This is a genomic window from Lelliottia sp. AC1 (assembly GCF_023278595.1).
In the GTDB taxonomy this organism is placed as follows: Bacteria; Pseudomonadota; Gammaproteobacteria; order Enterobacterales; family Enterobacteriaceae; genus Enterobacter; species Enterobacter nimipressuralis.
Genome location: NZ_CP025699.1, coordinates 1,350,721 through 1,365,648, shown reverse-complemented (window position 1 = coordinate 1,365,648; position 14,928 = coordinate 1,350,721). Strand labels below are relative to the sequence as shown.

Sequence of the window (14,928 nt, the reverse complement as noted above, 5' to 3'; positions counted from 1 at the left end):
CCTCTCATCAGGCAGGATTAGGAATATCGATAAAGGTCACGTCGAGATCGGTATTTTCCGTCAGCCATTCGCTCAGGGCGCGGATGCCGCCGCGCTCGGTGGCATGGTGCCCTGCCGCGTAGAAATGCAGCCCCTGCTCGCGGGCAGAGTGAATGGTCTGCTCGGACACTTCACCGGTAATAAAGGCGTCGACGCCAAAGCGCGCCGCATTGTCGATAAAGCCCTGGCCGCCGCCGGTACACCACGCCACGCGCTTCACCAGATCCGGGCCGGTATCACCGCTCCACAGTGGACGGCGGCCCAGACGCGCCTCAATCCAGGAAGCAAGTTCCAGGCCAGGAACCGGCATGGACAGCTCACCCCACGGCAGCAGCTCTTCGATTTCACCCATCACGGTGATGCCGAGCAGTTGAGCGAGCTGAACGTTATTGCCCAGCTCCGGGTGCGCATCCAGCGGCAAGTGCCAGCCGTACAGATTGATGTCGTTCGCCAACAGCGTTTTCAGGCGGTTGCGCTTCATGCCGCGAATAATCGGTGCTTCGTTTTTCCAGAAATAGCCGTGATGCACGATCACCGCATCCGCTTGCAGGCGCACCGCTTCATCCAGCAGGGCCTGGCTCGCCGTGACGCCGGTGACAATCTTTTGCACCGTTTCACGCCCTTCCACCTGCAGGCCGTTAGGGCCGTAGTCGCTGAAGCTGGCGCTGTTCAGCTTTTCATTGATTAAGGTTTCCAGTTCGCTGTTTTTCATCATTACTCTCTTACGCTTTGCGGGCGGCTTCATAGGCCGCCAGTGTGGCGACTCGCGCCTGTTTATGGTCAACAATCGGGCGCGGATAATCGAGGGTTTCACCCGTTTTATCCGCCCACACCCAGGGTTCATGGATCGATTTTTCCGGCACGTCGGACAGTTCAGGTAGCCACTGGCGGATAAACTCGCCGGTAGCGTCAAATCGTTGTCCCTGGGTTGTCGGGTTAAAAATACGAAAATAGGGAGCGGCATCCGTTCCGGTCGACGCCGCCCACTGCCAGCCGCCGTTATTGGCCGCCAGATCGCCGTCGATCAGCTGAGAAATAAAATATCGCTCTCCGGCGCGCCAGTCGATCAGCAGGTCTTTGACCAGGAAGCTGGCTACGATCATCCGCAGGCGGTTATGCATCCACCCCGTTTCGTTTAGCTGACGCATGGCCGCATCGACTATTGGATAGCCCGTCTGCCCGTTTTGCCACGCCTGTAGCCGGGCGTCATCCTGTTGCCACTGCACCTTGTCCGTCCAGCGGATGAAGGGACGATGTTTACATAAATCAGGATGATACGTCATCAGATGACGGTAGAATTCGCGCCAGATCAGCTCATTAAGCCATACCGCCCCCGGCCCGCCGTCAAGGGCCTGCGGCTGTTCGGCCAGCAGGCGGTGCAAGCACTGACGCGGGGAGAGCACGCCCAACGCCAGACAGGCGGATAAACGGCTGGTGCCTTCGATGGCGGGAAAATCGCGCTGTGCTTCATACTCAGCGGCCTGCTGTTTGCAGAACTGGCGCAGCTGCGCAATCGCGGCCTTTTCGGTCGGTGGGAAGTGGTCCGGGTCGAAATCGCGCTGAGGGTAGTCAACGTTGATCTCCGCAGAAACGGTCAGCGCCTCTCCTCGGGCCGCTGGTGCGGCGACGCACTCCGGTAGCCCCTCTTTCAGGCGTTTCAGGTAGGCATTTTTGAACGGGGTGAAGACTTTATACATCTCGTGATTGCCGGTCATGACGCTGCCCGGCGCTAACATCACGCTGTCGTCAAAGCCCTGGCACACAACCGTAGTAAGCCGGTTTTCAAGCTGTCGGTCGCGCTGCTGCTCGTTGAATTCGTACTGATAGTTGTAAAAAAGATGGGTGACGTTGTGCGCGTCACAGACCTGCTGCACTTTGTCGCTCTGCGCGACAAAGTCGCTCACTTCCTCATAAATCAGGGGAATGCCCTTCTCCGCCAGCCCCTGCTGCAGGGCATTGAGATGCGCACGCAGGTATGCCGCCTGTCGCGGGGCCATGCCGTGCTCACGCCACTGTTCGGGCGTGGCGATAAACAGGGCCAGCACGCGGGCGTCTTGAGAGCGGCAGGCGGCCGCGAGCGCGATGTTGTCATGAAGGCGCAGATCCGCGCGAAACCAGACCAGATGCGTGGTCATAACACTCCTGAATAATTGTCCATAACCTAAGCGTAGCGTTTCTGACCGCAGGCCGAAACCGCGTCGTCTATCCCTAAACGTGGGATATCTGACTCTATAATGTTTAAGTTATGTTACAGGAGCAAGTGTAACCTTTGCCCGGCGGGCGAGCGGAAAGCGACAGACACAAAAAAACCGCCACATCGCTGTGGCGGTTCGACATTGCTGTGTGACTATTTGTTAGTAAAAATCGCAGGTCGCTTTTTCGGCCTGATCCATCCATACCGGTTTCTCGCTGGTTTTCGCCCAGACGCGGTGCAGATAGCTGTAAAAACGTGCACGGTCTTTCCAGAACAACATCACTGGCAGCGCCACAATCCCGGCCACTACGGCGAAGGTGCGACGTAAAAAGACAACATGTGCTGGAAACTCTTTATACAGGTCCATGATTTTCTCCCCTATAGCTGGCCGGAAACGTTATCCGGAAATTTCAGAAGTGGTTATCTGGCTAAAATAGTACCGCTTTGTTTGTAATTTTACTACTCATCCGACCACTTATTTTCATCCGTTTAGTGAATATTTACACTCCGCCTGTAATTAAGTTACATAAAAGTTAACAAGATACTTACCATTAGTTAAATCAGGGTCTTGTCATTTTTATACTTTTTTTACACCCACCCCGCTGATTTTTGCGAAATCTTTGCGCCATAAATCCTACCTTTTGCACAACGACAAAAGTCACCCGGAGGTGAATTGTGAGTGCAGGTCTGATTGCTGGCATCGTGCTGGTGTTCCTGTTGTTGGGCTATCTGATTTATGCCCTGATTAATGCGGAGGCGTTCTGATGGTGGCCCAGGCATTTTTACTGATCGCCAGCTTCCTGCTGGTGCTTTTCCTGCTCGCAAGGCCGCTGGGAAGCTGGCTGGCGCGGATGATTAACGGCGGCGCGCTGCCGGTGATTGGGGGCGTCGAAAACGGGATCTGGCGCGTACTTGGGATCAACCCCCAGGAGATGAACTGGCGGCAGTATCTGATCGCCATTGTGTTGCTGAATATCGTCGGGCTGGTGGTGCTGTTCGCGATGCTGATGCTGCAAGGCATTCTGCCTCTCAACCCGCAGCAGCTGCCGGGTCTGTCGTGGCATCTGGCGCTCAATACCGCCGTCAGCTTTGTCAGTAACACCAACTGGCAGTCGTATGCCGGTGAAACCACCCTCAGCTATTTCAGCCAGATGGTGGGGTTAACGGTTCAGAACTTCCTCTCTGCCGCCAGCGGCATTGCGGTGATCTTTGCTCTTATCCGCGCCTTCTCCCGCCAGAAAATCAGCACCCTGGGCAACGCCTGGGTCGATCTCACGCGCATTACCCTGTGGCTACTGCTGCCGATTGCTCTGCTGATCGCCCTGTTCTTTATTCAGCAAGGCACCCTGCAAAACCTGCTGCCCTACTCGTCTTACACCTCTCTTGAAGGCGTGAAACAGATGCTGCCGATGGGGCCGGTGGCATCGCAGGAAGCGATCAAAATGCTGGGCACCAACGGCGGGGGGTTCTTTAACGCCAACTCCTCGCATCCGTTCGAGAACCCGACCGCGCTGACCAATATCGTGCAGATGCTGGCGATCTTCCTGATCCCCGCCGCGCTCTGTTTCGCCTTTGGTGATGTGGTAAATGACCGCCGTCAGGGCCGGACATTGCTGTGGGCGATGTCGATTATCTTTGTGGTCTGCGCGGCGCTGGTGATGTGGGCGGAGTGGCACGGTAATAGCCATTTCCTGCAGCTGGGCGCTGACAGCAGTATCAATATGGAGGGCAAAGAGAGCCGCTTCGGTATCCTCGCCACCAGCCTGTACGCTGTAGTGACAACGGCCGCCTCCTGCGGCGCCGTCAACGGGATGCATGACTCCTTCACGGCTCTCGGCGGGATGATCCCTCTGTGGCTGATGCAGATTGGCGAAGTGGTCTTCGGCGGCGTCGGTGCCGGTCTTTACGGCATGCTGCTGTTCGTTCTGCTGGCGGTGTTTATCGCCGGGCTGATGATTGGCCGCACGCCGGAGTATCTGGGTAAAAAAATCGACGTGCGCGAAATGAAACTGACCGCCCTTGCCATCCTGGTGACCCCTGCGCTGGTGCTGATGGGCACCGCGCTGGCCCTAATGACCGAGGCCGGGCGCAGCGGCATTTTCAACCCAGGCATCCACGGCTTTAGCGAAGTGCTCTACGCCGTGTCGTCTGCGGCCAACAACAACGGCAGCGCCTTTGCCGGGTTAAGCGCCAACTCTCCGTTCTGGAACTGCCTGCTGGCGTTCTGCATGTTCGTGGGCCGCTTTGGGGTGATCGTGCCGGTACTGGCTATCGCCGGATCGCTGGTGAGTAAAAAGATTCAGCCCACCTCAACCGGTACGCTCCCGACACACGGCGCGCTGTTTATTGGCCTGCTGATTGGCACCATCCTGCTGGTCGGTGCCCTGACCTTTATCCCCGCCCTCGCGTTAGGCCCGGTCGCGGAACATCTTTCTTTACGCTAACAGAGCGGAGATATCAGTCATGAGTCGTAAACAACTGGCCCTCTTAGAACCGACACTGGTTCGCCAGGCGTTGATGGATGCGGTGAAAAAACTCAGCCCGCGCGTGCAGTGGCACAACCCGGTGATGTTTATCGTCTGGATTGGCAGCGTGGTCACCACCGCGCTTGCCATCGCCATGAGCACCGGACACCTGACGGGCGACGCCCTGTTTACCGGGGCCATCAGCCTGTGGCTGTGGTTTACGGTGCTGTTCGCCAACTTTGCCGAAGCGCTGGCGGAAGGCCGCAGCAAAGCGCAGGCCAACAGCCTGAAAGGGGTCAAAAAGACCGCGTTTGCCCGCAAATTGCGCGAACCGAAATACGGCGCACAGATGGATCACGTCCCGGCCGATGAACTGCGCAAAGGCGACGTGGTGCTGGTGGAAGCGGGCGATATTATCCCCTGCGACGGGGAGGTGATCGAAGGCGGCGCGTCAGTGGACGAAAGCGCCATCACCGGGGAGTCCGCGCCGGTGATCCGTGAGTCCGGCGGCGATTTTGCCTCGGTCACGGGCGGGACGCGCATTCTCTCTGACTGGCTGGTGATCCAGTGCAGCGTCAATCCGGGCGAAACCTTCCTCGACCGGATGATCGCCATGGTCGAAGGCGCGCAGCGTCGCAAAACGCCAAATGAAATCGCGCTCACCATTCTGCTGGTAGCCCTGACCATCGTCTTCCTGCTGGCGACCGCCACCCTGTGGCCGTTCTCCGCTTACGGCGGCACGGCGGTGAGCGTCACGGTGCTGGTGGCCCTACTGGTCTGCCTGATCCCCACCACCATCGGCGGTCTGCTGTCGGCCATCGGCGTGGCCGGGATGAGCCGGATGCTCGGCGCGAACGTGATCGCCACCAGCGGCCGCGCGGTCGAAGCGGCGGGCGACGTGGACGTGCTGCTGCTGGATAAAACCGGGACCATTACTCTCGGCAACCGTCAGGCGTCGGACTTCCTGCCTGCGCCGGGTGTCGATGAGAAAACGCTGGCCGATGCGGCGCAGCTCTCCTCGCTGGCGGATGAAACGCCGGAAGGCCGCAGCATCGTGATTCTGGCTAAACAGCGCTTCAATCTGCGCCAGCGCGACGTGCAGAGCCTGCACGCCACCTTTGTGCCCTTCACGGCACAAACGCGGATGAGCGGGATTAACATTCAGGATCGCATGATCCGTAAAGGCTCCGTGGACGCCATTCGTCGCCACATCGAAGCCAATAACGGCCACTTCCCACCGCAGGTCGATCAGCTGGTGGAAAGCGTGGCGCGTCAGGGTGCCACCCCGCTGGTGGTCGCTGAAGGGGCTAACGTTCTGGGGGTGATCGCCCTGAAAGATATCGTCAAAGGCGGCATTAAAGAACGCTTTGCCCAGCTGCGCAAAATGGGGATCAAAACGGTGATGATCACCGGGGATAACCGTCTTACCGCTGCCGCCATTGCCGCCGAAGCGGGGGTGGACGATTTCCTCTCCGAAGCGACGCCGGAAGCGAAGCTGGCGCTGATCCGCCAGTACCAGGCGGAAGGCCGTCTGGTGGCGATGACCGGCGACGGCACCAACGACGCCCCGGCGCTGGCGCAGGCTGACGTGGCGGTAGCGATGAACTCCGGCACCCAGGCGGCAAAAGAAGCGGGGAACATGGTCGATCTGGACTCTAACCCAACCAAACTTATCGAGGTGGTCCATATCGGTAAACAGATGCTGATGACGCGCGGGTCGCTCACCACCTTCAGTATCGCCAACGATGTGGCGAAATATTTCGCCATTATCCCGGCCGCGTTTGCTGCCACCTACCCGCAACTCAACGCGCTGAACGTGATGCATCTGCACTCGCCCGCGTCGGCGATTCTCAGCGCCGTGATCTTCAACGCCCTGATCATTGTCTTCCTGATCCCGCTGGCGCTGAAAGGGGTGAGTTATAAACCGCTGACGGCAGCCGCGATGCTGCGCCGCAACCTGTGGATTTATGGTCTTGGTGGATTAGTGGTGCCCTTTATCGGGATCAAAATTATCGACCTGTTACTGACCCTGTTCGGACTGGTTTAAGAGAGAAATCAAATGACTATGTTACGTCCCGCTATACTTCTGTTTATTCTGCTGTCGCTGATTACCGGTGGGCTTTACCCGCTGGTGACCACCGCGCTGGGCCAGTGGTGGTTTAAGGATCAGGCCAATGGCTCGCTGATTATGCAAAACGGTGAGAGCCGCGGTTCGCGCCTGATTGGGCAGAACTTTACCGATGCCCGTTACTTTCAGGGGCGTCCTTCCGCCACCGCTGAAACCCCGTATAATCCAATGGCATCGGGTGGCAGCAACCTGGCAGGAAGTAATCCTGAACTGGATAAAGCCGTGAGTGAACGCGTCAGCGCCCTGCGCGCGGCTAACCCGCAGGCGAACCCGACGGTGCCCGTTGAACTGGTCACCGCTTCGGCCAGTGGGCTGGATTATAGCCTGACGCCCGCCGCTGTGACGTGGCAAATCCCGCGCGTGGCCGCCGCGCGCGGGCTGACCACTGACCAGGTCAGCAAACTGGTTGCTGAACACACGCAAAAACCGCTGGTCAGCTTTATCGGCATGCCGGTCGTGAATATTGTTGAGCTGAATCTGGCGCTGGACGCGCTAAGGAAAAACTAAATGACCGACGAGCCCCTGCGCCCGAATCCGGATCGGCTGCTTGAGCAGACCGCTGAAGCGCATCGCGGCAAATTAAAAGTGTTTTTCGGCGCCTGTGCGGGCGTCGGGAAAACCTACGCCATGCTAACCGAAGCGCAGCGTTTGCGGGCGCAGGGGCTGGATATTCTCATCGGCGTGGTGGAAACCCACGGGCGCAAAGAGACGGCGGCGCTGCTGGAGGGGCTGGCGACGCAGCCGGCCCGTCGTATCAGCCATCGCAGTCGTCTGGTCTCCGAGTTCGATCTCGACGCCGCCCTCGCCCGCCGTCCGGCATTAATTCTGATGGACGAACTGGCGCACAGTAATGCGCCAGGCTCGCGTCACCCCAAGCGCTGGCAGGATGTCGAAGAGCTGCTGGAAGCGGGTATCGACGTCTTTACCACCGTTAACGTGCAGCATCTGGAAAGCCTGAACGATGTGGTCAGCGGCGTCACCGGCATTCAGGTGCGTGAAACCGTCCCCGATCCCTTTTTTGATTCCGCCGATGAAGTGGTGCTGGTCGATCTCCCCCCGGACGATCTGCGCCAGCGCCTGCACGAGGGCAAAGTCTATATCGCCGGGCAGGCCGAACGCGCTATCGAGCACTTTTTCCGTAAAGGGAACCTGATTGCCCTGCGCGAACTGGCGCTGCGGCGCACCGCCGATCGGGTGGACGATCAGATGCGCGCCTGGCGCGACCGACAGGGGCAGGACCGCGTCTGGCATACCCGCGATGCTATTTTGCTCTGCATCGGGCACAGCGGCGGCAACGAGAAACTGGTGCGCACCGCCGCGCGGCTGGCGGCAAAATTCGGCAGTGCCTGGCATGCAGTTTACGTCGAAACCCCACACCTGCACGCCCTGCCGGAAAACCAGCGGCGCGCTATCCTCAGCGCCCTGCGCCTCGCCCAGGAGTTAGGCGCGGAGACCGCTACCCTGTCCGATCCAGCAGAAGATAAAGCCATCCTGCGCTACGCCAGGGAACATAATCTCGGCAAGATCGTCATTGGTCGCCGTCAGCATCGCCGCTGGTTTAGCCGCGAATCTTTCGCTGACAAACTGGCGAAACGCGCGCCGGATCTGGATCTGGTGATTGTTGCGCTCGACGATAAACCAGCCCCCCTCCCCAGCCGCACGCCTGACGCCCGCAGCTTTGGCGATAAATGGCGCATCCAGCTCAGAGGCTGTCTGGTGGCGACGGTGCTTTGCGCCCTGATAACCATTGTGGCAAGCCAATGGCTGATTGCCTTTGACGCCGCCAACCTGGTGATGGTCTATCTGCTGGGTGTGGTGGTGGTGGCTTTGCTCTACGGGCGCTGGCCGTCGGTACTGGCGACGATCATTAACGTCGCCAGCTTTGACCTCTTCTTCATCGCCCCACGCGGCACGCTGGCGGTGTCGGATGTGCAGTATATTCTGACGTTTGCCGTGATGCTGACCGTCGGGCTGGTGATTGGTAATCTCACCGCGGGCGTGCGCTATCAGGCGCGTATCGCCCGCTACCGCGAACAGCGCACGCGCCATCTGTATGAGATGTCGAAATCGCTCGCCGTCGGGCGCACGCCGCTGGATATCGTCCAGACCAGCGAGCAGTTTATTCGCTCCACGTTCCAGGCCAGCAGCCTGATTTTGCTCCCGGACGAGCACGGAAAACTGCGCCCACTCACCTCCGCCAACGGCATGACGCCGTGGGATGAAGCCATCGCCCGCTGGAGTTTTGACAAAGGGCTGCCCGCCGGTGCCGGAACCGATACGCTGCCCGGCGTGCCCTATCTGATTCTCCCCCTGCGCAGCGCTGACAAAACCCTGGGGCTGGTGATTGTTGAGCCGTCGAATCTGCGACAGCTGATGATCCCGGAACAGCAGCGCCTGCTGGAAACCTTTACCCTGCTGGTTGCCAGCGCGCTGGAGCGTCTGGCCCTCACCACCAGCGAAGAGCTGGCGCGGCTGGCGAGCGAGCGCGAAAGTATTCGCAACTCCCTGCTGGCGGCGCTCTCTCACGATCTGCGCACGCCGCTGACGGTGCTGTTTGGTCAGTCGGAGATCCTGACCCTCGACCTGGCGGCGGAGAATTCCCCTCACGCTCTGCAGGCTAGCGAGATCCGCCAGCACGTGCTCAACACCACCCGGCTGGTGAATAATCTGCTCGATATGGCGCGTATTCAGTCCGGTGGGTTTAACCTTAAAAAAGAGTGGCTGACGCTGGAAGAGGTGGTCGGCAGCGCCTTACAAATGCTGGAACCAGGGCTGGGCGGTCGCCATATCACCCTCGACATGCCTGAACCGCTCACGCTGATCCACGTCGACGGGCCGCTGTTCGAGCGAGTCCTGATCAATCTGCTGGAGAATGCGGCGAAATACGCGGGCGCAAAAGCGGAAATTGGTTTAACGGCGGGCGTCGCGCATCAGGCACTGCGCCTTGAAGTGTGGGACGACGGGCCGGGCATTCCGTCCGGTCAGGAAAGCGCGATTTTTGAGAAGTTTGCGCGCGGGAATAAAGAGTCGGCCATTCCCGGAGTCGGGCTAGGGCTGGCCATCTGTCAGGCGATTGTCGATGTGCACGGCGGCACCATTACCGCCCACAACCGACCGGAAGGAGGTGCCTGTTTTTGTGTTACACTTCCGCTGGATGTCCCGCCAGAAATGAATGAATTACCCGAGGATTTGTGATTAACGTCCTGATTGTTGAAGACGAACTCGCCATTAGCCGTTTCCTGCGCGCTGCGCTGGAGGGAGACGGCTTGCGCGTATATGACGCCGGGACATTACAGCGCGGGCTTATCGAAGCGGCCACCCGCAAACCCGACCTGGTGATCCTCGATTTAGGCCTCCCTGACGGCGACGGTCTCGATTTTATTCGCGAAGTGCGCCAGTGGAGCCAAATGCCCATCATTGTGCTCTCTGCCCGCGCCGAAGAGACGGATAAAATTGCGGCGCTGGACGCCGGGGCCGATGACTATCTCAGCAAACCTTTTGGTATTGGTGAACTTCAGGCGCGCCTGCGCGTGGCGCTGCGCCGCCACAGTGCGACGACGCCGTCCGATCCGGTGTTTACCTTTTCAGATATCCAGGTCGATCTGCCTGCCCGTCGAATTCTGCGCGGTACCCAAGAGATCCACCTCACCCCGATTGAGTTTCGCCTGCTGGCCGTGCTGCTTAACAATCACGGCAAAGTGCTGACCCAACGTCAGCTGCTTAATCAGGTCTGGGGACCGAACGCCGTTGAGCATAGTCATTATTTACGCATATATATGGGCCACCTTCGTCAAAAACTTGAGGCTGACCCCGCACGCCCCCGCCATTTATTAACTGAAACCGGTATCGGTTATCGGTTTATGCTTTGAATAACCATTCAGAATTAACTCAATTAAATTAGCACAACATATTTCTGCCTTTTTAATTATTACGAAAACACGTGTTCCCGCCCTCTTTAAATTAAACAAACACACCAGCAATACATTGTATTAACATTATTAATACAAAGCAGCGTTATGCACTGCTCTATTCACGCAAAACGAATATTTATTTCTGATTTGATCGGTTATTGGTGATCTTCTTCACGGTTTGCTGCCTTTTCATGGATAAAATGGCCTTGCTTTCAATTACTGAAAGGAAAAACAGTCATGGAAAACAATAATCGTTTAATGCCGCATATAAGGCGAACAACGCATATTATGATGTTCGCCCACCGCAATAGCTTTGACTTTCACTTCTTCAACGCCCGGTAGTCCTTCGACCCAGGGCGCGTTTGCTTACAGGTTCTCCTGAAACACCCTGACTTACAGGCATTTGCCTGTGGGCGCTGCGCTCCTTTTCCTTAAATCCTGTCTATTCCGTTTCCGGACGGCCTGGGATTTAACTCATCAAAAAGCAATTCACTGATTTTTTATCAGCGGCTCCTCTTTGCTTTTTTTCCGGACTATTTCGATTTCTTATTTATACGAAGTCGAAGGACAAATATTGCCTAAAATAAAGAGATAAATATGAAAATGCTAAAAATCGCTGCCAGCCGCGCTTGCCCGGACTGCTTCACCACCACTCGGGAAATGGTCGATGCCAGTGCGACCGATTATATTGATGTGGCAGCCGTAGTACTGGCCGTCGGCGATATTTTTAATGGCACCATTGAAGAAATAGAAGCCACCGGTTTTGGAATCCCGGTATTTATCGCGACGCACAAAGAAGAGATGGTTCCGGCCGAATATTTACCGCGCATTCACGGCGTATTTGAGTGCAACGACACCAGCAACGATTTCTACGGACGCCAGCTGGAAGCCGCCGCGCTGAAGTATGAAACTCAGCTGCGCCCGCCGTTCTTCCGCGCGCTGGTAGATTACGTCAAACAGGGTAACAGCGCCTTTGATTGCCCGGGGCATCAGGGCGGTCAGTTCTTCCGCCGTCACCCTGCCGGTAATCAGTTTGTCGATTTCTTTGGCGAGACGCTGTTCCGCTCTGACCTGTGCAATGCCGACGTGGCAATGGGCGATCTGCTCATTCACGAAGGTGCGCCCTGTACGGCACAAAAACATGCGGCGAAAGTGTTCAACGCCGATAAGACCTACTTCGTGCTGAACGGCACGTCGTCGTCCAACAAAGTGGTGCTGAACGCCCTGCTGACGCCGGGCGATCTGGTGCTGTTTGACCGTAACAACCATAAATCTAACCATCACGGCGCGCTGCTGCAGGCCGGTGCGACGCCGGTCTATCTGGAAACCGCACGCAACCCGTACGGCTTTATCGGCGGGATTGACGCCCATTGCTTCGAAGAGAATTATCTGCGCGAGCTGGTGGCTGAAGTGGCTCCGGACCGGATGCGCGAACAGCGTCCGTTCCGCCTGGCGGTCATTCAGCTCGGTACCTACGATGGCACCATCTACAACGCCCGTCAGGTGGTTGATAAGATTGGTCATCTGTGCGACTACATCCTGTTTGACTCGGCGTGGGTCGGCTACGAGCAGTTTATTCCCATGATGGCGGATTGTTCCCCGCTGCTGCTGGAGCTGAACGAGAACGATCCGGGGATTCTGGTCACTCAGTCGGTGCATAAACAGCAGGCAGGCTTCTCTCAGACTTCGCAGATCCACAAAAAAGACAGCCATATCAAAGGCCAGCAGCGCTACGTTCCGCACAAACGTCTGAACAACGCGTTCATGATGCACGCCTCCACCAGCCCGTTTTATCCGCTGTTTGCCGCGCTGGACATCAACGCCCGCATGCATGAGGGCCAGAGCGGACGCAACATGTGGATGGACTGCGTGGTGAACGGTATCGAAGCGCGCAAGCTGATCCTGCAAAACTGCCAGTTCATCCGCCCGTTTGTGCCTGAAACGGTAGATGGCAAGCCGTGGGAAAGCTGGCCGACGGCAGAGATCTCCACGGATCTGCGCTTCTTCCATTTTGTGCCGGGTGAAAACTGGCATGCCTTCGAAGGTTACGCTGAGCATCAGTATTTTATCGATCCGTGCAAACTCCTGCTGACCACACCCGGCATCAACGCCCGTACCGGGGAATACGACGATTTCGGCGTACCGGCCACCATCCTCGCTAACTTCCTGCGCGAAAACGGCATCGTCCCGGAAAAATGCGATCTCAACTCCATCCTGTTCCTGCTGACGCCTGCCGAAGACATGGGCAAGTTGCAGCAACTGATCGCTCAACTGGTGCGTTTCGAGAAACTGCTGGAAACTGATGCGCCGCTGAAAGAGGTGCTGCCGTCCCTCTACAAGCAGCATCCTGAGCGCTACGCCGGTTACTCTCTGCGCCAGATTTGCCAGGAGATGCATGACCTTTACGCCCGCCACAACGTGAAACAGCTGCAAAAAGAGATGTTCCGCAAGGCGCATTTCCCGCAAGTGAAAATGAACCCGCAGGCGGCGAACTACGCCTATCTGCGCGGCGAAGTGGAGCTGGTCTCTCTGCGCGATGCAGAAGGCCGTATTGCCGCGGAAGGCGCGCTCCCTTACCCACCGGGCGTGCTGTGCGTGGTCCCGGGGGAAGTGTGGGGCGACGCGGTTCTGCGCTATTTCACGGCGCTGGAAGAAGGGATTAACCTTCTGCCAGGCTTCGCGCCGGAACTCCAGGGTGTGTACGTCGAAGAGTGCGACGGGCGCAAACAGGTTCGCTGTTACGTGATTAAGCAGCCAGCCGCCCAGCCCGCGCTGCTGAAAGGGGAAACACTATGAGTAAAAAATCCAACAAGATGGGCGTGGTGCAGCTCACCGTCCTGACCATGGTCAATATGATGGGCTCGGGGATTATTATGCTCCCGACCAAACTCGCCGAAGTCGGTACCATCTCAATTATCTCCTGGCTGGTGACCGCCGTTGGCTCGATGGCGCTGGCGTGGGCTTTCGCCAAATGCGGGATGTTCAGCCGTAAGTCCGGCGGGATGGGCGGTTACGCGGAGTATGCCTTCGGCAAGTCGGGCAACTTTATGGCCAACTATACCTACGGTGTGTCGCTGCTGATCGCTAACGTCGCGATTGCGATTTCGGCGGTCGGGTACGGCACCGAGCTGTTCGGCGTCGCCCTGAGCCCGGTGCAGATCGGTATCGCGACCATCGGCGTGCTGTGGCTGTGTACCGTCGCTAACTTCGGCGGCGCGCGCATCACCGGGCAGATCAGCAGTATCACCGTCTGGGGGGTGATCATCCCGGTGGTGGGTCTGTGCATTATCGGCTGGTTCTGGTTTAGTCCGACGCTGTACGCCAACTCCTGGAACCCGCACCACGTGCCGTTCTTCGCGGCGGTCGGTTCCTCCATCGCCATGACGCTGTGGGCTTTCCTTGGGCTGGAATCGGCCTGTGCGAACGCCGAGGTGGTGGAAAACCCGGAACGCAACGTGCCGATCGCGGTACTGGGCGGGACGCTGGGGGCTGCAGTGATTTACATCGTCTCCACCAACGTGATTGCCGGGATTGTGCCAAACATGGATCTGGCGAATTCAACCGCGCCGTTTGGCCTGGCGTTTGCGCAAATGTTCACGCCGGAAGTCGGGAAAGTGATCATGGGCCTGATGGTGATGTCCTGCTGCGGTTCGCTGCTCGGCTGGCAGTTCACCATTGCCCAGGTGTTTAAATCCTCTGCCGACTCCGGATATTTCCCGAAAATCTTCTCCCGCGTCAGCAAGTCCGACGCACCGATTCAGGGGATGCTGGCGATTGTTATTTTCCAGAGTGGGTTGTCGCTGATGACCATTAGCCCGTCGCTGAACAGCCAGTTCAACGTGCTGGTGAACCTGGCGGTAGTGACCAACATTATTCCGTATATTCTGTCGATGGCCGCACTGGTGATTATTCAGAAAATGGCGAATGTCGATCCCCGCAAAGCGAAGATTGCGAATTTCGTGGCGCTGATTGGGGCGATATATAGCTTCTATGCGCTCTACTCTTCCGGCCAGGAAGCGATGCTGTACGGGGCGATGGTGACGTTTATGGGCTGGACGCTGTACGGTCTGGTGTCGCCAAGATTTGAGCTGAAGAATAAGCACAGCTAAGAGCGACAAAAAAGCCCGGGGGCATTACTGCTTACCGGGCCTGCGAGGTAAAAGCAAAACGGCAACCGAGGTTGCCGTTTTT

At 57.8% G+C, this 14,928-nt stretch carries 12 protein-coding genes; 9 read left to right on the top strand and 3 right to left on the bottom strand.

Annotation, left to right across the window (positions count from 1 at the left end):
• Nucleotides 1-7: 7 nt before the first annotated feature.
• The 3 genes from C0560_RS06340 to C0560_RS06330 form a co-directional block, all read right to left on the bottom strand.
• A complete protein-coding gene (locus tag C0560_RS06340; RefSeq protein ID WP_100777187.1) occupies nt 8-751 on the bottom strand; it encodes a type 2 GTP cyclohydrolase I in 744 nt (247 codons plus the stop codon).
• 10 nt (nt 752-761) lie between these two features.
• A complete protein-coding gene (gene phrB, locus C0560_RS06335) occupies nt 762-2,174 on the bottom strand; it encodes a deoxyribodipyrimidine photo-lyase (protein WP_248859842.1) in 1,413 nt (470 codons plus the stop codon).
• A 219-nt stretch (nt 2,175-2,393) separates the two neighbouring features.
• The gene (locus C0560_RS06330; RefSeq protein ID WP_095281257.1) at nt 2,394-2,600 is read right to left on the bottom strand and encodes a YbfA family protein; all 207 of its coding nucleotides are present in this window, start codon (nt 2,598-2,600) and stop codon (nt 2,394-2,396) included.
• A 308-nt stretch (nt 2,601-2,908) separates the two neighbouring features.
• On the opposite strand from C0560_RS06330, the gene kdpF reads away from it, so the two are divergent.
• The 9 genes from kdpF to potE all read left to right on the top strand — a co-directional run bounded on the left by kdpF (nt 2,909) and on the right by potE (nt 14,846).
• Nucleotides 2,909-2,998 (top strand): K(+)-transporting ATPase subunit F, encoded by a 90-nt coding sequence (gene kdpF / locus C0560_RS06325; RefSeq protein ID WP_003858638.1) that lies wholly within the window; start codon nt 2,909-2,911, stop codon nt 2,996-2,998.
• Entirely contained in the window at nt 2,998-4,677 is a 1,680-nt protein-coding gene (kdpA, locus tag C0560_RS06320; RefSeq protein ID WP_123429259.1) for a potassium-transporting ATPase subunit KdpA, read from the top strand. The genes kdpF and kdpA overlap by 1 nt, the downstream gene beginning before the upstream one ends.
• 19 nt (nt 4,678-4,696) lie before the next feature.
• Nucleotides 4,697-6,745 carry a potassium-transporting ATPase subunit KdpB gene (gene kdpB / locus C0560_RS06315; protein ID WP_100777190.1) on the top strand — a complete coding sequence of 683 codons (2,049 nt, stop codon included), beginning with the start codon at nt 4,697-4,699 and terminating at the stop codon, nt 6,743-6,745.
• 12 nt (nt 6,746-6,757) lie between these two features.
• Nucleotides 6,758-7,333, top strand: a complete 576-nt coding sequence (gene kdpC, locus C0560_RS06310; RefSeq protein WP_102104158.1) for a potassium-transporting ATPase subunit KdpC — start codon at nt 6,758-6,760, stop codon at nt 7,331-7,333.
• A complete protein-coding gene (gene kdpD, locus C0560_RS06305) occupies nt 7,334-10,021 on the top strand; it encodes a two-component system sensor histidine kinase KdpD (RefSeq protein WP_248859840.1) in 2,688 nt (895 codons plus the stop codon).
• The gene (kdpE, locus tag C0560_RS06300; RefSeq protein WP_100777193.1) at nt 10,018-10,695 is read left to right on the top strand and encodes a two-component system response regulator KdpE; all 678 of its coding nucleotides are present in this window, start codon (nt 10,018-10,020) and stop codon (nt 10,693-10,695) included. The genes kdpD and kdpE overlap by 4 nt, the downstream gene beginning before the upstream one ends.
• Nucleotides 10,696-10,974: 279 nt before the next feature.
• The gene (speFL, locus tag C0560_RS06295; RefSeq protein ID WP_106875989.1) at nt 10,975-11,079 is read left to right on the top strand and encodes a leader peptide SpeFL; all 105 of its coding nucleotides are present in this window, start codon (nt 10,975-10,977) and stop codon (nt 11,077-11,079) included.
• A gap of 255 nt (nt 11,080-11,334) precedes the next feature.
• Nucleotides 11,335-13,533, top strand: a complete 2,199-nt coding sequence (gene speF / locus C0560_RS06290; protein WP_181827488.1) for an ornithine decarboxylase SpeF — start codon at nt 11,335-11,337, stop codon at nt 13,531-13,533.
• Nucleotides 13,530-14,846: a putrescine-ornithine antiporter gene (potE, locus tag C0560_RS06285; protein ID WP_123429263.1), complete on the top strand. Its 1,317-nt coding sequence runs from the start codon at nt 13,530-13,532 to the stop codon at nt 14,844-14,846. Before speF ends, potE begins: the two co-directional genes overlap by 4 nt.
• The last annotated feature ends 82 nt before the right edge of the window (nt 14,847-14,928 follow it).

Coding starts and splice junctions, on each gene's coding strand:
- C0560_RS06340 (WP_100777187.1), bottom strand. CDS start 751: ATGAAAAACAGCGAACTGGAAACCTTAATCAATGAAAAGCTGAACAGC.
- phrB (WP_248859842.1), bottom strand. CDS start 2,174: ATGACCACGCATCTGGTCTGGTTTCGCGCGGATCTGCGCCTTCATGAC.
- C0560_RS06330 (WP_095281257.1), bottom strand. CDS start 2,600: ATGGACCTGTATAAAGAGTTTCCAGCACATGTTGTCTTTTTACGTCGC.
- kdpA (WP_123429259.1), top strand. CDS start 2,998: ATGGTGGCCCAGGCATTTTTACTGATCGCCAGCTTCCTGCTGGTGCTT.
- kdpB (WP_100777190.1), top strand. CDS start 4,697: ATGAGTCGTAAACAACTGGCCCTCTTAGAACCGACACTGGTTCGCCAG.
- kdpC (WP_102104158.1), top strand. CDS start 6,758: ATGACTATGTTACGTCCCGCTATACTTCTGTTTATTCTGCTGTCGCTG.
- kdpD (WP_248859840.1), top strand. CDS start 7,334: ATGACCGACGAGCCCCTGCGCCCGAATCCGGATCGGCTGCTTGAGCAG.
- speFL (WP_106875989.1), top strand. CDS start 10,975: ATGGAAAACAATAATCGTTTAATGCCGCATATAAGGCGAACAACGCAT.
- speF (WP_181827488.1), top strand. CDS start 11,335: ATGAAAATGCTAAAAATCGCTGCCAGCCGCGCTTGCCCGGACTGCTTC.
- potE (WP_123429263.1), top strand. CDS start 13,530: ATGAGTAAAAAATCCAACAAGATGGGCGTGGTGCAGCTCACCGTCCTG.